Genomic DNA, 17,631 nt, shown 5'->3' on the forward strand with positions numbered 1-17,631 from the left:
GGCTCGGGACCGGGCACTCTGCTGCGATGCGTCGACCTGCACCTCTCCCCCGCGAGCTCGAAGGACGGCCGTTCTCGACCGCTCGCGCCGGCACGGAAGGGGTATCGGGCGCCCGGCTGAGAGCAGCGGACCTCGAGGCTCCCTTCTCGGGGGTCCGCGTGCCGCGAGGATCGGCGACGACCGTCGCGGCGCGGGCGCGGGCGCTCTCGACCGTGCTCGGAGACGGCGTCGTCTTCAGTCACCTCACCGCCGCCAGGCTCTGGCCGCTCGAGCTCCCGCGCGAACAGGACGACGAGCCGCTCCACGTGGCCGTCCGCCACCCAGGGCGAGCGCCGAGGCGCCGCGGCGTGATCGGCCACTCGATCGCCGATCCGGAGGTGCGCGCCGTGGTCCGGCACGGGCTCCGCCTGACCGACGGCGCGAGCCTGTTCTGCCACCTCGCGCCGATCCTCCGGCTCGCGGACCTGGTGGCGGTCGGCGACGCGCTCCTCCGCGAGCCCTTCCGCCAGGCCGCGGGCGACCGTCGACCGTGGGTCGCCCGCGGCGCCCTCGAGGCTCGCGTCGCCGCGTACCGCGGACCGGGAGCTCCCGCTGCCAGGCGGGCGCTCACCCTCGTCCGCTCAGGTGCGGAGTCGCGGAAGGAGACGGAGTTCCGGCTGGCGCTCCTCGAGGCGGGCATGCCCGAGCCGGAGCTGCAGGTCCCGGTGCACGACGCGGCCGGCTTCATCGGCCGGCTGGACACGCTCTACCCGCGCTGGAAGGTCGGCGGCGAGTACGAGGGCGACCAGCACCGCACGGACCGCGTGCAGTGGGACCGCGACCTGATCCGCTACGAGCGCCTCGCGGCCGCCGGCTTCTCGATCGTCCGCATCGCCGCGGCCTCGTTCCTGCGCGACCCCGCAGGTTGCGCCGCCCGCGTCCGCGCCCGCCTCCTCGACGCGGGCTGGCGCCCGGCCCCCTGACCCGTTCGCCACTTTCTGCTGCTTCGCCCCCCGCATTCCAGCAGAAAGTGCCGAATGACGGCCACACGTAAGCCGAACCGCCGGCGGGTCTAGCGGGGAACGGACAGGCGGAAGCCGCGCTTGATCACCGTGGCGACGAGGCGCGGCTCCGGGAGGGCCTGGCGGAGGCGGCTGATGGCGACGTCGACGGCGTGGTCGTCGAGGGGCTCGGGGGCGGCGGCGGCGAGGACGGCGCGGGCGACGGTGGCGCCCTCGGCGGCGACGAGGGTGCGGAAGAGGGCGAGGGCGACGGGGGTGAGGGCGACGCGGGTTCCGGCGAGGAGGGCGTGCCGGCCGCGCAGCTCGAGGGGGCCGTAGTCGGTGTCGAGGCGGGGGGCGGACTGCTCGAGGTGCTCGCAGGTGAGGCGGATGAGCGCGCCCATCCGGAACCGGTCGGGGACGATCGGCAGGATCTGCGCCTCGACGAGCGGCGCCGCGGTGACCGGGCCGACGGCGGCCGCGACGACGGTCTCGCGGAAGGCGGCCTGGAGCTCGTCGAGCCGGCCGGCCGCCTCCGCGACGGTGAACAGCGCCTCGACGGCGGGCGCGCTGGTGAAGGTGACGGCGTCGAGGCCGCCGCAGCAGATCGCCTCGATGAGCCGGAGGACGCGGGCCGAGTCCTCGTGGGCGCTCCAGCGGTAGGGGGCGGCGGTGAGCACGGTCGCGCCGGCGTCGGTGAGGCGCTGCAGCTGCGCCGGGTCGGTGAAGCCGTGCAGCTGGACCGCGACGGTGCGGCCGGCGGCGCCCTCGCGCAGGGCCAGGTCGACGAGGGAGGTGGTGGTCTCGCGCTCGCTCATGCCGTGGTCGTCGAGGCCGGCGGCGCGGATCGCCCCGCGCGCCTTCGGGCCGCGGACGAGGATCCGGGCGTCGGAGAGCGCGTCGGTCAGGTCGTCGCCGAGGCCGGCGGCGTCGGCCGCCTCGAGCCAGCGGCGCATGCCGTAGGAGGTGGTCGCGAGCAGCACGTCGGGGCGCGCGGCGACGATCGCGCGGGTCTCCGCCTCGAGGACGCCCTCGGTGTCGACGCCGCGCATCCGGATGGTCGGCGCGTGGGTGACGTCGGCGCCGCGGCGCTCGAAGGCGGCGATCAGGTCCTCGGAGCGGCGGTCGGAGGTGACGCCGATGCGGAAGCCGACGAGCTGGTCGGCCCGGAAGCCGGGCGACGCGGCGTCGGGATCGGGCCCGTCGGCGCCGGGAGCGGCGGTCGCGACAGCGCCGCTCGCCTCGCCGCTCGCCTCGGTGCCGGTCATCAGCGGCCCCCTCGGGCGGTCACAGGGTGAGCGCATCGACCGCGCGGGCGATGCTCTCGGGATCCTGAGCATCATCGCACGCCGCCTGCCGCACGACCTCGCCGATCACGATCACCGCGGGCGAGCGGGGCGCCAGCTCGGCGAGCAGGCTTAGCACCCCGCCGACCGAGGAGATCGTGGTGCGCTGGGCGTGCGACCAGCCGCGCTCGACGATCGCGAGCGGCATGTCGGCGGTCATCCCGGCGCGCTGCAGCCCGGCGACGAGGTGCGGGAGCGTGTTCACGCCCATCAGCACGACCAGGGTCCCGCCGAGCCCGGCCAGGTGCCCGAGCTCCTCCTCGCTGAAGGGCGCGTGGCCCGAGACCACGGTGAACGCGCGGCTGACCTCGCGGTGGGTGACCGGGATGCCGGCGGCGGCGGGGACCGAGATCGCGCTGGTGACGCCGGGGACGATCGTGAACGGGACGCCGGCGACGCGGCAGGCGCGCACCTCCTCCGACCCGCGGCCGAAGACGAACGGGTCGCCGCCCTTCAGCCGGACGACGTCGAGCCCGTCGAGGGCGCGGGAGACCATCAGCCGCTCGATCTCGTGCTGTGGCACGGCGTGGTGGCCGGGGGTCTTGCCGACGTCGATCAGCTCGGCGCCGGGCGCCCAGTCGGCGAGGCCGTCGTGCGGGCCGAGGCGGTCGAAGAGCACGACGTCGGCCTCGCGGAGGGCCCGGTGCGCGGCGAGCGTCATCAGCTCGGGGTCGCCGGGTCCGCCGCCGACGATGCTCACGTGCCCGATGCGGCGGTGCACGGCGGCCGCCTCGTCGACGACCCAGACGCCATGGCGGGCGGCCTCGGCGGCCGCGGCCGAGCGGAGCGACGCGGCGCCCTCGACCCAGGCGAGCAGGGCGGGACGGGCCGCGGGCAGGAGCGACGCGGAAGCGAGGCGCAGGCACAGCGCGTCGTCCGCGTCCCAGCGCTCGACCCGGGCGCCGGCCGCGCGGTAGCGCGCGAGGACCCGGCGGGTGCCGGCGACGCTGCCGACGACGAGGACGCGGCGGCCGGTGAGATCGACGGAGAGCTGCATCACGCCTCCGATCCGGGCACGGCGGAGCCGGACGACGCGGCGGAGCCGGACGGAGCGAACGGCGCGAGCGTCGCGGGCGCCGGCACCGACGCCGACGGCCCCACGACCGACACCGCGCCCGGCCCGATCGGGATCGACGTCCCGGCCACGAGCACCGGCCCGTCCGAGCGCTCGTCGCGCCCCGCCGGCCGGCTCTGCCCGCGCTCGCGCACGGTGCTCACCCGCGGATCCGCGGTGTCGGGCGCGTTGACGAACGAGCGGAAGCGGCGCAGCCGGTCCGGATCCGCGAGCGTCGCCGCCCACTCGTCCACGTAGGTGTCGACGTGGGTCGCCATCGCCGCCTCCAGCTCGGCCGCGATCCCGAGCGAGTCCTCGCAGACCACCTCCTTGACGTGGTCGAGGCCGCCGGGCAGGTCCTCCTGCCAGCGCGCGGTCCGCTGCAGCCGCTCGGCGGTGCGGACGTAGTACATGACGTAGCGGTCGATGTAGCGGACGAGCGTCTCGTCGTCGAGGTCCTGCGCGAGCAGCTGGGCGTGGGCGGGCTGGTAGCCGCCGTTGCCGCCGACGTAGAGGTTCCAGCCGGTGTCGGTCGCGATCACGCCGATGTCCTTCCCGCGCGCCTCGGCGCACTCCCGGGCGCAGCCGCTGACCCCGAGCTTGAACTTGTGCGGCGAGCGCAGGCCGCGGTAGCGCTCCTCCAGGAAGATCGCCATGCCGACCGCGTCCTGCACGCCGTAGCGGCACCAGGTCGAGCCGACGCAGGACTTCACGGTGCGCAGCGACTTGCCGTAGGCCTGGCCCGACTCCATCCCGGCGTCGACGAGGATGCGCCAGATCTCGGGGAGCTGCTCCAGGCGGGCGCCGAACATGTCGATCCGCTGGCCGCCGGTGATCTTCGTGTAGAGGCCGTACTGCTCGGCGACCTCGGCGATCACCTTGAGCTTCGCCGGCGTGATCTCGCCGCCGGGCACCCGCGGGACGACGGAGTAGGTGCCGTCCTTCTGCATGTTGGCGAGCGCGCGGTCGTTGGTGTCCTGGAGCGGCGCCTGGCCGGCGTCGAGGATGTAGCCGTTGGTCTGGGTGGCGAGCACGGAGGCGATCACCGGCTTGCAGACGTCGCAGCCCAGGCCCGAGCCGAAGCGCTCCATGACCTGCTCGGCCGAGGACAGGCCGAGGATCCGGACCGACTCGAACAGCTCGCTCCGGCTGAGCGAGACGTGCTCGCAGAGCGCGCGCGACACCTCGACGCCGGCGCGGGTCAGCTCGGTGTCGAGCAGCTTCTTCACCAGCGGCACGCAGGAGCCGCACTGGGTGCCGGCGCGGGTGCAGGCCTTCAGCGGGCCAAGCTCGGTGCAGCCCTCGCCGATCGCGTGGCGGACGTCGCCGACCGAGACGTTGTTGCAGGAGCAGAGCTGGGCGTCGTCGGGCAGGTCGCCCGAGGGCGCCTCTCCGCCGGCCGCCGCGAGGTAGGCGCTGGGCTCCGCGGGCAGCTCGCGGCCGAGCAGCGGGCGGAGCGAGGAGTAGGGCCCCGCGTCGCCGACGAACATGCCGCCCAGCAGGGTGCGCGCGTCGTCCGAGACGACGATCTTCTGGTAGAGCCCGCGGGCGGGATCGGCGTAGACGACCTCGAGCGCCCCCTCCCCCGCGCCGAGCGCATCGCCGAAGCTGGCGACCTCGACCCCGGAGAGCTTGAGCTTGGTCGCGTCGTCGACGCCGGGGAAGGTGGCGTCGCCGCCGAGCAGGCGGTCGGCGACCACCTCGGCCATCGCGTTGGCCGGGGCGACGAGGCCGACGGTGCGGCCGTCGATCGCGGCGACCTCGCCGATCGCCCAGACGTGCGGGCGGCTGGTGCGGCAGGCCTCGTCGACGACGACGCCGCCGCGGGGCGCGACCTCGATCCCGACCGCGCGGGCGAGCTCGTCGCGCGCCGTGATGCCGATCGAGAAGACGACCATGTCGGCGCCGATGCTGGTGCCGTCGGTCATCGTGACGCCGAGCACCGTGCCCTGCGGCGAGGTGAGGACGGCGGTGGGCCGGTTGCCCAGGTGCAGGGTGACGCCCTGCGCCGCGATGATGCGGCCGAGCGCCTGCCCCGCGCCCTCGTCGAGCTGAGCGCTCATCAGCCAGCGGCCGGAGTGGATGAGCGCGGTGCGCGCGCCGAGCCGGTGCGCGCCGCCCGCGGCCTCGAGGCCGAGCAGTCCGCCGCCGACGACGACGACGCTCGCCGGGCGGCCGCGGCGGGCGCGGAAGGCGGCGAGGTCGGCGACGAGGCCGTCGACGTCCTCGAGGGTGCGGTAGACGCGGCCGTGCTCGGCGCCCTCGATCGGCGGCACGGTGGCGGAGGAGCCGGTGGCCAGTACGATCTCGTCGCCCTCGAACCAGCGGCCGTCGGCGAGCTGCACGCGGCAGTGCTCCGGGTCGAGCGCCACGACGCGGGAGGAGGTGACGAGCGTCGCCGACTCCCAGAGCGCGACGTCGCCGAGGGTGAGGTCGGTCATCCCCTCGAGGCGCTTCGAGAGGGCGACGCGGTCGTAGGGGTGGTGCGACTCCTCGCCGAAGACGGTGATCTCGAGGGCGGTGGCGCCGGCGCGGGCGACGAGCGCGTCGACCAGGCGGTGGGCGGCGGGGCCGGCGCCGACGACGAGCACGCGTCGGGGGCCGGTGGGGATCGCTCCTCGGGATGTCATGGGCTCCACCGTAGGCAGGCGCGGTTTCGCCCCCGTTGCCCCTGCGTAACGTCGTGTGACCGACCTCTCACGACAGCGGACCGGCATCGTGAGGGCTTCGTTACGCCCGTGACTCCGGAGGGGTGCTCCCGCGAAACCTGCGCTCTCTACCGTGGGGCTCACCGCCGCCGACCGGCCGCGGGCAGCACTCCTCTCGGAAGGCGGGACGATGACCCTCCTCGATCAGCACGTCACCGCCGGCCCTGCAACGGCCCGCACCGCTCCGGCCGCGACCTGGGTCCCCGTCTGCAACCGGCTCGAGCTCGAGCCGCTCTGGGGCGAGGCCGCGCTCGTCGGCGGGGTGCAGCTCGCGCTGTTCCTCCTCCCCGACGGCCGCGTCTTCGCCGTCTCGAACCTCGACCCGGCGACCGGCGCGGCCGTGCTCTCCCGGGGCATCGTCGGCTCTCGCGCGGTCGACGGCGTGCAGCGGGCGACGATCGCCTCACCCCTGCACAAGGACGTCTTCGACCTCGAGACGGGCGTCTGCTACACCTCGCCGCGGCTGCACCTCGCCACCTGGAGCGTGCGGGAGACGGGCGGAGTGATCGAGGTCGCCCAGCGGACCGCGCTGGTCTGCGCCTCGCACGGCACCTCCGACGACGACGGCCGCACCGCGGTCGCCGCGCTCGTCCAGGCGGTCCGCGAGGCGAACCCCGCGGCGGACGTCCTCGACTCCTTCGTCGACGTGCAGCAGCCCGACGTTCCGGCCTCCCTCGGCACCCTCGAGCCCGACCGCCCGGCCGTCGTCGTGCCGCTGCTGCTCTCGGCCGGCTACCACGTGCACGTCGACCTCGCCGAGGCCGCGGCGGAGGCGGACCGCCCCGTCCGCGTGACCGGCGCCCTGGGCCCGGATCCGCGGCTCGCCCGCGTGCTGGCCCGGCGGCTGCGCGAGGCGGGACTCGCCGACGGCGACCGCGTCGTTCTGGCCGCGGCCGGCTCGAGCGACGCCGGCGCGGTCGCCGACTGCTGGGCCACCGGCCGCCTCCTGGCCGCCGAGCTCGGCCGCGAGGTCGCCGTCTCCTTCATCTCGGCCGCCGAGCCGCGCGTCCCGGAGGCGGTGGCCGCCGAGCGCGCCGCCCACCCCGGCGCCCGCGTGCTCGTCTCCACCTACCTCCTCGCCCCCGGCTACTTCGCCTCGCTCGCCGCCTCGGCGGGAGCCGACCTCGCCACCGCCCCGCTGCTCACCGCCGTCGACCCGCCCGCGCGCGAGCTGGTCGACATCGTCTCCGAGCTGTTCGGCCGCAGCGCCTAGGCGCCCGGCCGCTCGCCCCGCTCTCTCCCTGCTCTCTCGCCCCGCACTCACTCCCCGCACTCTCTTCGGCGCGCCCGCGCCCACTCCCCGGAGGATCCGATGACTGCTGCACCGCCCACCACCGCCCCCGCCACCACGAGCGCCGCGACGACCACCCCGTCGGGCATCACCCGCCGCCCCGGCCGCTGGATCGACGGCTGGAACCCCGAGGACCCCGCGCAGTGGCAGGCGGAGGGGCGCCGGGTCGCCGGCCGCAACCTGCGCTGGTCGATCTTCGCCGAGTTCCTCGGCTTCGTCGTCTGGCAGCTCTGGTCGGTCGTGGTCGTCCAGCTGCCCGCGGCCGGCTTCGACTTCAGCACCGGCGAGATCTTCTGGCTGATCTCGATGCCGAGCCTCGTCGGCGCGACGCTGCGGATCCCGTACACCTTCATGGTCCCCCGCTTCGGCGGGCGGAACTGGACGATCGTCTCGGCCGGCCTGCTGCTCATCCCGAGCGTCGGACTCGCGCTCGCAGTGGGGAACCCGGACACGCCCTTCGGCGTGATGCTCCTGGTCGCGGCGCTGGCCGGCTTCGGCGGCGGCAACTTCGCCAGCTCGATGGCCAACATCACCTTCTTCTACCCGCACGCGCAGAAGGGCTACGCGCTCGGCCTGAACGCCGCGGGCGGCAACCTCGGCGCCTCGGTGGCGCAGCTGATCGTGCCGATCGCCGTCACGATCGGCGCCGCGGCCACGGTGAACCTGCCGCTCGCCGGCCTGATCTGGGTGCCGCTGATCGTCGTCGCGATGATCGGGGCCTGGAAGCGGATGGACAACCTCTCGACCGCGAAGGCCGACGTCGCCGCCTCCCTCGCCGCGCTGCGCGAGCCGCACCTCTGGCTGCTGGCGGTGCTCTACATCGGCACCTTCGGCTCGTTCATCGGCTTCGCGGGCGTCTTCCCGAAGCTCATCGCCGACACCTTCCCCGAGTTCTCGCAGTTCTCCGTCGGCTCCGCGACGCTGACGCTCGCCTTCCTCGGCGCCCTGGTCGGCTCGCTCTCGCGGCCCTACGGCGGCCGGCTCGCCGACCGCTTCGGCGGGGCACCCGTGACGATCGCCGCCTTCGTCGCCATGGGCGCCGGCATCCTCTTCGTCATCGCGACGCTGCCGCTCGGCAGCTTCTGGCTCTTCCTCGCCGGCTTCCTCGTGCTGTTCGCCTCGGCGGGCATCGGCAACGGCGCGACCTACCGGATGATCCCGACCGTCTTCGCCCTGCGCGCCCGGCAGAAGGGCGACGACGGGGTCGGCGCTCAGCGCACCGCGGCCGCGGCCCTCGGCCTGATCTCGGCGATCGGCGCCTACGGCGGCTTCGTCATCCCGCAGCTGCTCGGCTACTCGAAGACGACCTTCGGCGACTACACGACGGCGCTCGGCTGGTTCGTCGCGGCCTACGCGGTGATGCTCGCGATCACGGCGGGCGTCTACCTCCGCCTGGCCGCGAAGACCGGGACCCGGATCTGACGATGACCGCCGCTCCCGCCCCGACCGACTCGCACTGCCCGTACTGCGCCCTGCAGTGCGCGATGACGCTGACCAGGGTCGACGACCCGACGCCGGTGAGCATCGCGGGGCGGGAGTTCCCGACCAACCGGGGCGGGCTCTGCGCGAAGGGCTGGACGGCCGCCGAGCTGCTCGCGAGCGGCCAGCGGCTGCGGGCGCCGCTGGTGCGCGGATCGGACGGCACCTTCGTCGAGGTCTCCTGGGACGAGGCGCTCGACGCGGTCGCGGTGGCCGTCACGACCGCCCAGGAGCGGCACGGCGCGGACGCGGTCGCGGTCTTCGGCGGCGGCGGGCTGACCAACGAGAAGGCCTACCAGTTGGGCAAGTTCGCCCGCATCGCGCTCGGCACCTCGCGGATCGACTACAACGGCCGGTTCTGCATGTCCTCGGCCGCCGCCGCCGGCAACCGGGCCTTCGGCGTCGACCGCGGGCTGCCGTTCCCGGTGACCGACCTCGACGAGGCCGACACGATCCTCCTGCTCGGCTCGAACGTCGCGGCGACCATGCCGCCCTTCCTGGCGCACCTGGCCGGGGCGCGCTCGCGCGGCGGGCTGATCGTCGTCGATCCGCGCCGCTCCGCCACCGCCCGGCTCACCGAGGACGGCGCCGGGCTGCACCTGCAGCCGGCGCCGGGCACCGACCTCGCGCTGCTGCTCGGCCTCACCCACCTCGTGCTCGCCGAGGAGCTGGCCGATCGCGACTACCTCGCCGCGCGCACGACCGGGTTCGACGCGGTGCGCCGCAGCGTCGCGTCCTGGTGGCCGGAGCGCACCGCTTCCGTCACCGGCGTGCCGGCCGAGCTGCTCCGCCGCACCGCCCGCCGCCTCGCCGCCGGTCGCGCCTTCGTGCTGACCGGCCGCGGAGTCGAGCAGCACGTGGACGGCACCGACACCGCGACCGCAGCGATCAACCTCGCGCTCGTGCTCGGGCTGGTCGGGCGGCCGGGCTCCGGCTACGGCACCCTCACCGGCCAGGGCAACGGCCAGGGCGGCCGCGAGCACGGGCAGAAGGCCGACCAGCTGCCCGGCTACCGCTCGATCCGCGATCCGGAGGCGCGGCGCCACGTCGCCGGCGTCTGGGGCGTGGATCCGTCGACGATCCCCGGGCCCGGGCTGCCGGCCGTCGCGCTGCTCGCTGAGCTCCGCCGCTCGGTGCACTGCCTGCTCGTGCACGGCTCGAACGTGGTCGTCTCGGCGCCCGACGTCGACGCGGTGCGGGCCGGGCTCTCCGCGCTGGACACGCTGGTCGTCTGCGACTTCTTCCTCTCCGAGACCGCGGCACTGGCCGACATCGTGCTGCCGGTGCCGCAGTGGGCGGAGGAGGAGGGGACGATGACCTCGCTCGAGGGCCGCGTCCTGCGCCGCCGCCGCGCGATCGACCCACCCGCCGGCGTCCGCAGCGAGCTGTGGATCCTGAGCGAGCTCGCCCGCCGCCTCGCCGCGCCGTCGACCTGGTCGACCGACCCGGCGGAGGTGTTCGACGAGCTGGCCCGCGCTTCGGCCGGCGGCGTCGCGGACTACTCCGGGCTCTCGCACGCGCTGCTCGACACGGGGGTCGCCGCCTACTGGCCGTACCCCGTCGGCAGCACCGGCACTCCGCGGCTCTTCGGCGAGAACTTCGGCCACCCCGACGGGCGGGCCAGGATGGTCGCCGTCAGCACCGCTCCCCCGGCGCCGGTCGACGTCGGCGCGGAGCTGACGCTGATCACCGGCCGCTACCTGCAGCAGTACCAGTCGGGCACGCAGACCCGGCGGGTCGCCGAGCTCGACGCGGCACGGCCCGAGGCGCGGCTGGAGATCCACCCGGCCACCGCCTCCCGGCTCGGCGTGCGCGACGGCGGGCCGGTCTCGGTCGGCAACGCGCGCGGAGTGGTGCGGGCGCGCGCGAGCGTCACGGCCGACATCCGGCACGACACGGTCTTCCTGCCGTTCCACTACGCGGGCGAGCAGTGCGCCAACCTGCTGACCGAGGCGGTCGTCGATCCGATCTCCTCGATGCCGGAGTTCAAGCGGACGCGGGTCTGGATCCGCGCGGAAGGGGTGCTCGATGTCTGAGCCGATGACGGCCGAGAACGGGATCGCCGCGCCCGAGCGGGTCGTCCTGCTCGGCTACGGGCCGGTGGGCGCGCGCTTCGTCGAGGAGCTGCTGCCGGCCGTCCGCGCCGGATCGGTCGCGCTGACCGTGGTCGGCGCGGAGCCGGCCGACGCCTACAACCGCGTGCTGCTCGCCGAGTACGCCGTCGGGCGCGCGACCCGTGAGCGCCTCGACCTCGGTGACCGCGCCACGGCCGAGGCGGCCGGCGTGGTCTTCCGGCTCGGTGCCGCCGCCGTCGGCCTCGACCGCGCGCGCGGAGTCGTCCGCCTGCACGACGACGAGCGCCTCCCCTATGACCGCCTGGTCTTCGCGACCGGGGCCCGGGCGAACGTGCCGACCCTCGCCGGGATGGAGCGCTCGCGGCGCGACCGGCGGGTGCGCTCGGCGCTGCCCGAGACGCTCGATCAGGGCGCGAGCCCGCTGCCCGAGCGCGTCGTCGCGCTGCGCGACCTCGACGACGCGCGCGTGGTGCTCGACGCGGTGCGCGCCCGCTCCCGCATCGTGGTGCTCGGCGCCGGGGTACTCGGGGTGGAGTTCGCGCTCGCCGCCGCCGAGCAGGGCGCCGACGTCGTGGTCGTGTATCACGGCGACATCCCGATGGGGCGGAACCTCGATCACGGCGGCGGGCGGATGCTCGCCGCGGCCGCCCGCGCCGCCGGCGTCGACATGGTGTCGCACGCCCGCTCGGAGAGCATCCTGCTCGCCCACGACGATCTCGGCCGCGCGCACTTCCAGGCGCTGGTCTGCGCGGACGGCAAGCAGATCGAGGGCGATCTGCTCGTGCTCTCCTGCGGCGTCGGGGCGCGCACTGAGCTCGCGGCGAGCGCCGACCTCGCGGTCTCGACCGGGATCCTCGTCGACGAGCACCAGCGCAGCTGGACGGACCCGCGCGTCTTCGCGATCGGCGACTGCGCCCACGTCGCGGCCCGCGGCTCGGCGCTGCCGGACGGGCGTGTGCCGGGCGGGCCGAGCGGCCTGATCGGCCCGGGCTGGCAGCAGGCCGACCGCCTCGCGGTCCGCATCGCGGCGGAGGCGGGGGGCCGCCTCGCCGACGAGCGCGTGCCGGCCGCGCGCCCCGCCGTGGTGATGCTGAAGGCCGAGGGCGTCGACCTGGTGGCGGGCGGCGATCCGACGGCCGAGCCCTGGGACGCCTGCGACGGCGCCCCGCACCCCGAGGTCACCGTCTGGGCCGACCCCGCCCGGGGCGGGTACGCCAAGCTCGTGACGGTCGGCGGGGTGCTGCGCGGCTTCGTCTCGGTCGGCCTGCCGCGGGTCGGCGCCGAGCTGACGCTGCTGTTCGAGCGCGGCTCCGAGCTGCCGGCCGACCGCTCGAGCCTGCTGCGCCTCGACGCCCCGGACGCGGGAGCGGCCCCGACCGGCGACCCGTTCGCTCCCGACGCCACCGTCTGCTGGTGCAACGGCGTCTCGGCGGGCGCGATCTCCGAGGCGGCCGCCGCGGGCCACGACACCGTCGCCTGCATCGGCGCGGCCACCCGGGCCGGCACCGGCTGCGGCGGCTGCACGGGCCGCATCGCGGAGCTGCTGGCCCGCACGGCCGTCCCGGCCTGACGCGGAGGGCGCCGACGTCCGGGGCGTCGTGCGCGTCCCTCCCGGACAGGCCCGGCGCGCTCGAGCACCCGGTGGCGTCAGCGGCCGCCCACGACGGCGAAGGCCCGCACCGGGAAGGTGCCGAAGCCGCGCACCTTCGGCGGCACCGCGGTGAAGCGGGCGCCGGTCGCGGGCAGGGCGTCCAGGCCCGTGAGGTGCTCCACGATGGGCACCCCCGCGGCGAGGAGGAGGCTGTGCGCGGGCCGCTCGCGCGAGCCCTCGACGTCGTCGATGTTGAGCGAGTCGATGCCGACGAGCACCGCGCCGGCGTCGATCAGCGCCTGCGCCCCCGCAGCGGTGAGGAAGGGCGCGCCGGCTGCGTACTCGGGCGTGGCGAAGTGCGCGTCCCAGCCGGTCGAGAGCAGGACCGCGGCACCGGAGACGTCGAGGCCGTCGAACGCGTCGCGGTCGATCCCGCGCCCGTCGGCCGCCCGCGCGTCGAGGACGACGGCGGGGAGATCGACCAGCGTCTCGAGGTCGAGCCCGGCCAGGTCGGTGCCGCCCGCGTAGCGGTGGAACGGGCTGTCGAGGTAGGTGCCGGTGTTGCCGATCATCTCGATGACGTCCAGCGCGAACTCGGTGCCCGGGGCGTAGGCGGCGCGCGACTCCTCGCGGGTGAGGTGCGGCCGGATCCGCGGCGCGGGCAGCCCGGGGTAGGTCACCAGCCCGTCCGCGACGGTGTGGCTGAGGTCGATGAGGCGGCGCACGGAGGAGGTCATGCTTCCGATCGTGCCAGTGGCAGGATCACCGTGTCCCTCGAAGAACTGCCACTCATCGCCGGAAGATGGCCAGCCAGCGGCCACCTCCGGCACGCGGAACCACCTCCGGCACGCGGAAACGACCGGATCCGGCGAGCCGAACCGCGAACCACGAGCCGGAGGTGCGAGCAGACGCCGAGGCGGTGCCGAACGGAGGCCGACCCGGCTTCCGCCGCTACTTCTTCGGCAGCGCCGCCGCGAGGTCCGCGATCAGATCGCTCGCGTCCTCGATGCCGACCGAGAGCCGCACCAGCGACTCCGACACCTCGAGCGGCGTGCCCTTGACCGACGCGTGGGTCATCTCGCTCGGGTAGCCGATCAGCGACTCCACGCCGCCCAGCGACTCCGCCAGCTGGAACAGCTCGGTCGACTCCGCGAACTTGCGCGCCGCGCGCGGAGTGGCCAGCTCGACGGAGAGCATGCCGCCGAACCCCGACATCTGGCGCTTCGCCAGCTCGTGGCCCGGGTGCGAGGGCAGGCCCGGGTAGTGCACGGCGGTCACGGCGGAGTGCCCGGCCAGGAACTCGGCGACCGCCTGCGCGTTCTTGGAGTGCCGCTCCATCCGGATCGCGAGCGTCTTGATGCCGCGCACGGTCAGCCAGGCGTCCATCGGGCTCGAGATCGCGCCGACCGCGAACTGCAGGAAGGCGACCTTCTCGGCCAGCGGGCCGGAGCGCAGCGCGAGCGCCCCGCCGACCACGTCCGAGTGCCCGCCGAGGTACTTCGTCGTCGAGTGCACGACCACGTCGGCGCCGAGCGCGAGCGGCTGCTGCAGCGCCGAGGAGGCGAAGGTGTTGTCGACGACCACGATCAGGTCGTGCGCGTGCGCCAGGTCGGCCAGCTCCGCGATGTCGCTGATGGTCATCAGCGGGTTCGACGGCGTCTCGACCCAGAGCATCTTGGTCTCGCCGGGGCGGATCGCGTGCTGCACTTCGCGCAGGTTCGACATGTCGACCGCGGTGTTGCTGATGCCCCAGGCCGCGTGCACCCGGTCGATCAGCCGGTGGCTTCCGCCGTAGGCGTCGTTGCCGAGCACGATGTGGTCGCCGGGAGCGAGCGCCGCGCGGATCAGGGTGTCCTCGGCGGCGAGGCCGGAGGAGAACGAGTAGGCGACGTCGGCGCCCTCGAGCGAGGCGATCAGCTCCTGCAGCGAGTCGCGGGTCGGGTTCGCCGAGCGGGCGTACTCGTAGCCGCCGCGGAAGCCGCCGATCCCGTCCTGGACGAAGGTCGACGTCATGTAGACGGGCGGGACGACGGCGCCGGTGGTCGGGTCGAACTCCTGACCGGCGTGGATGGCGCGGGTGTCGAAGTGCTGCTTCTTGGGCATGATCGCGGGGCTTTCCTGGTCGAGGGGGTGGAGAAGAAGGGAGGGGGGTGGCGCTCAGGCCGTCGCGAACGACAGGAGGTCCTGCCGGGTGATCACGGCGACGGGCTTGCCCTCGTCGGTGACGAGCAGGGCGTTCGCCTCGCTCAGCGCGGCGCGGGCGGCCGAGATGCTCTCGCCGAGGCCGATCAGCCGCAGCGCGTCGCCGGCGGAGGCGCCGATCGGATCGGTCATCGCGGTCGCGCCGCTGAAGACGCGGTCGAGCAACTCGCGCTCGTCGATCGCTCCGACGACCTCGCCCATCACCACGGGGGGCTCGGCGGTGAGGACGGGCAGCTGCGAGACGCCGTAGGTCGTCATGATCTCGATCGCGTCGCGGACCGTGTCGCTGGGGTGCACGTGCACGAGGGCGGGCAGATCGCCGGTGGTCGGGTTGGCGGCACGGGCCGAGAGCACGTCGCGGACCGTGCCCTCCTCGCGGTGCTCGAGGAAGCCGTAGGAGCGCATCCAGCGGTCGTTGAAGATCTTGCCGAGGTAGCCGCGTCCGCCGTCGGGCAGCAGCACGACGACCACGTCGTCCGGTCCGAGCTCGGCCGCGGCCTTGAGCGCGACCGAGACGGCGAGGCCGCTCGAGCCGCCGACCAGCAGGCCCTCCTCGCGGGCGAGGCGGCGCGTCATCGCGAACGACTCCGCATCGCTGGAGGCGATGATCCGGTCCACGACGCTGGGGTCGTAGGCGCTCGGCCAGAAGTCCTCGCCGACGCCCTCGGTGAGGTACGGGCGGCCGCCGCCGCCGGAGTAGACCGAGCCCTCGGGGTCGGCGCCGACGATCTGCACGCGGCCCTCCGACACCTCCTTGAGGTAGCGGCCGACGCCGCTGATGGTGCCGCCGGTGCCGACGCCGGCCACGAAGTGGGTGAGCTTGCCGGCGGTGTCGCGCCAGATCTCGGGACCGGTGGTCTCGTAGTGGCTGAGCGGGCCGTTGAGGTTCGCGTACTGGTTGGGCTTGAAGGCGCCCGGGATCTCCCGCGCCAGGCGGTCCGAGACGGAGTAGTAGGAGTCGGGGTCCTCGGGAGCGACGGCCGTCGGGGTGACGACGATCTCGGCGCCGTAGGCGGTGAGCACGTTCCGCTTGTCCTCGCCGACCTTGTCGGGCAGGACGAACACGCAGCGGTAGCCGCGCTGCTGCGCGACGAGGGCCAGGCCGATGCCGGTGTTGCCGCTGGTCGGCTCGACGATGGTGCCGCCGGGCTTCAAGAGCCCGTCGCGCTCGGCCGCGTCGATGATGCGGGTCGCGATGCGGTCCTTGGACGAGCCGCCGGGGTTGAGGTACTCCACCTTGACCAGGACGGTGGCCTGCACGCCGGAGGCGACCGGGCCGAGCTTCACCAGCGGGGTGTCGCCGATCAGGTCGAGCACCGAATCGGCGTACGCCATCCCGGTGTCCGGGCGTGCGGGAAGGGCTCGATCGAGGGTCATGCGGCCAGCGTATCAACCGCGGATCGGCGGATGACGGGGGTCGCCGAGACGCTCGCGGGCGGCTCCCGCGCGGCCCGCGAGGGAGTGACTCGGCGCAGACGAGTGCCCTATCGTGGGGGTCCTCGCGTCACCGCCGACCGGAACGGACAACACCTGCAATGACCCCTCCGATCACCGCCACGACGCGGGGTCCGGCCGATGCACGCCTGCTCAGACTCCTCGGCCCCGCCATGGTCGCCGGAGTCGCCTACCTCGATCCGGGCAATGTCGCCAGCAACATGACGGCGGGCGCCCGCTTCGGCTATCTGCTCGTCTGGGTCGTCGTCCTCGGCAACCTGATGGCCTGGCTGATCCAGTACCTCTCGGCCAAGCTCGGCCTGATGACGGGCAAGTCGCTGCCCGAGCTGCTCGGCGAGCGCCTCCGCGGCCGCTGGGGCCGGCGGGCGTACTGGCTGCAGGCCGAGACCGTCGCGATCGCCACCGACCTCGCCGAGGTCATCGGCGGCGCGATCGCGCTGAACCTGCTGTTCGGGCTGCCGCTGCTCGCGGGCGGACTCGTCACCGGGGCGGTGTCGCTGGTGCTGCTGGTGATCCAGACCCGCGGCGGCGCGCAGCCGTTCGAGCGCGTGATCACGGCGCTGATGGTCGTCATCGCCGTCGGCTTCACCGTGGGCGTGGTCGTCGATCCGCCGGACGCGGGCGCGGCCGCGGCCGGGCTCCTCCCCCGCTTCGACGGCTCGGAGTCGGTGCTCCTCGCCGCGTCGATCCTCGGCGCCACCGTGATGCCGCACGCGATCTACGCGCACTCCGCCCTCGCGCGCGACCGCTTCGGCCGCGTCGACGGGGTGACCGCCCGCCGGAGGATCCTCACGGCCACCCGGATCGACGTCACCGTCGCCCTCGCGATCGCCGGCACCGTGAACCTCGCGATCCTCCTGCTCGCCGCGCACTCGCTGTCCGGCGTCGCCGGCACCGACAGCCTCGAGGGTGCGCACGCCGCGATCGGCGCGGCCCTCGGCCCGGCCGTCGCGACGCTCTTCGCGGTCGGGCTGCTCGCCTCCGGCCTCGCCTCGACCTCGGTCGGCGCCTACGCCGGCGCGGAGATCATGCACGGGCTGCTGAACCTGCGCGTGCCGCTCGTCGCCCGCCGCCTCGTGACACTGATCCCGGCGCTGATCGTGCTCGGGATCGGCTTCGACCCGACCCGCGCGCTCGTGCTCAGCCAGGTCGTGCTCTCGTTCGGCATCCCGTTCGCGCTCGTGCCGCTCGTCGCCCTCACCCGCAACCGCGCCCTGATGGGCGACCAGGCGAACCGCTGGTTCACCACCCTCGGCGCGATCCTCGCCGCCCTCTTCCTGATCGTCCTCAACGGCCTGCTCCTCTGGCTGACCTTCACCGGCTGACCCCGGCGGATCTCGATACGCCCTCTGCGAGGGCTACTCGATCAGCATGAAAGCGGAACATGCTGGTCGAGTAGCCCCGAAGGGGCGTATCGAGACCCACCCGCCCGAAGCACTCCCACCCCGCG

12 protein-coding genes are annotated in these 17,631 nt (G+C 74.6%); 6 read left to right on the forward strand and 6 right to left on the reverse strand.

Annotated elements, in window-relative coordinates; translation table 11 throughout:
• Positions 1-158: 158 nt before the first annotated feature.
• Positions 159-962, forward strand: coding sequence for a hypothetical protein (locus tag EDF35_RS17615; protein WP_208323097.1), 804 nt, complete (start codon positions 159-161; stop codon positions 960-962).
• Positions 963-1,051: 89 nt separating this feature from the next.
• On the opposite strand, the gene EDF35_RS17620 is transcribed toward EDF35_RS17615, so the two are convergent.
• The 3 genes from EDF35_RS17620 to nirB are packed head-to-tail and all read right to left on the reverse strand — an operon-like array spanning position 1,052 to position 6,010.
• Complete coding sequence (locus EDF35_RS17620) at positions 1,052-2,248, reverse strand: uroporphyrinogen-III synthase (protein ID WP_133963281.1); 1,197 nt, start codon at positions 2,246-2,248, stop codon at positions 1,052-1,054.
• 19 nt (positions 2,249-2,267) lie between these two features.
• Positions 2,268-3,323 carry a uroporphyrinogen-III C-methyltransferase gene (cobA, locus tag EDF35_RS17625; RefSeq protein ID WP_133963282.1) on the reverse strand — a complete coding sequence of 352 codons (1,056 nt, stop codon included), beginning with the start codon at positions 3,321-3,323 and terminating at the stop codon, positions 2,268-2,270.
• Positions 3,323-6,010 (reverse strand): nitrite reductase large subunit NirB, encoded by a 2,688-nt coding sequence (gene nirB, locus EDF35_RS17630; protein WP_133963283.1) that lies wholly within the window; start codon positions 6,008-6,010, stop codon positions 3,323-3,325. Before nirB ends, cobA begins: the two co-directional genes overlap by 1 nt.
• 208 nt (positions 6,011-6,218) lie before the next feature.
• Between nirB and nirD the strand changes: the two genes are divergently transcribed.
• The 4 genes from nirD (at position 6,219) to EDF35_RS17650 (ending at position 12,503) form a co-directional block, all read left to right on the forward strand.
• On the forward strand, positions 6,219-7,301 hold the full coding sequence (gene nirD / locus EDF35_RS17635; RefSeq protein WP_133963284.1) for a nitrite reductase small subunit NirD: 1,083 nt from the start codon (positions 6,219-6,221) through the stop codon (positions 7,299-7,301).
• Between the two features lie 99 nt (positions 7,302-7,400).
• A complete protein-coding gene (locus EDF35_RS17640; RefSeq protein ID WP_133963285.1) occupies positions 7,401-8,801 on the forward strand; it encodes an MFS transporter in 1,401 nt (466 codons plus the stop codon).
• A gap of 2 nt (positions 8,802-8,803) precedes the next feature.
• Positions 8,804-10,894 carry a molybdopterin oxidoreductase family protein gene (locus tag EDF35_RS17645; protein WP_133963286.1) on the forward strand — a complete coding sequence of 697 codons (2,091 nt, stop codon included), beginning with the start codon at positions 8,804-8,806 and terminating at the stop codon, positions 10,892-10,894.
• Positions 10,887-12,503, forward strand: coding sequence for an FAD-dependent oxidoreductase (locus EDF35_RS17650; protein ID WP_243840045.1), 1,617 nt, complete (start codon positions 10,887-10,889; stop codon positions 12,501-12,503). Before EDF35_RS17645 ends, EDF35_RS17650 begins: the two co-directional genes overlap by 8 nt.
• A gap of 77 nt (positions 12,504-12,580) precedes the next feature.
• On the opposite strand, the gene EDF35_RS17655 is transcribed toward EDF35_RS17650, so the two are convergent.
• The 3 genes from EDF35_RS17655 to EDF35_RS17665 all read right to left on the reverse strand — a co-directional run bounded on the left by EDF35_RS17655 (position 12,581) and on the right by EDF35_RS17665 (position 16,061).
• Positions 12,581-13,261, reverse strand: coding sequence for a cyclase family protein (locus tag EDF35_RS17655; RefSeq protein WP_133963287.1), 681 nt, complete (start codon positions 13,259-13,261; stop codon positions 12,581-12,583).
• A gap of 214 nt (positions 13,262-13,475) precedes the next feature.
• Positions 13,476-14,627, reverse strand: a complete 1,152-nt coding sequence (locus tag EDF35_RS17660) for a cystathionine gamma-synthase (RefSeq protein WP_123447781.1) — start codon at positions 14,625-14,627, stop codon at positions 13,476-13,478.
• A 54-nt stretch (positions 14,628-14,681) separates the two neighbouring features.
• Positions 14,682-16,061: a cystathionine beta-synthase gene (locus EDF35_RS17665; protein ID WP_133963348.1), complete on the reverse strand. Its 1,380-nt coding sequence runs from the start codon at positions 16,059-16,061 to the stop codon at positions 14,682-14,684.
• A 200-nt stretch (positions 16,062-16,261) separates the two neighbouring features.
• On the opposite strand from EDF35_RS17665, the gene EDF35_RS17670 reads away from it, so the two are divergent.
• Positions 16,262-17,506 (forward strand): Nramp family divalent metal transporter, encoded by a 1,245-nt coding sequence (locus EDF35_RS17670; protein WP_133963288.1) that lies wholly within the window; start codon positions 16,262-16,264, stop codon positions 17,504-17,506.
• The last annotated feature ends 125 nt before the right edge of the window (positions 17,507-17,631 follow it).

Origin of the sequence: Rathayibacter sp. PhB151 (assembly GCF_004366415.1) — a bacterium.
Taxonomy (GTDB): Bacteria; Actinomycetota; Actinomycetes; order Actinomycetales; family Microbacteriaceae; genus Rathayibacter; species Rathayibacter festucae.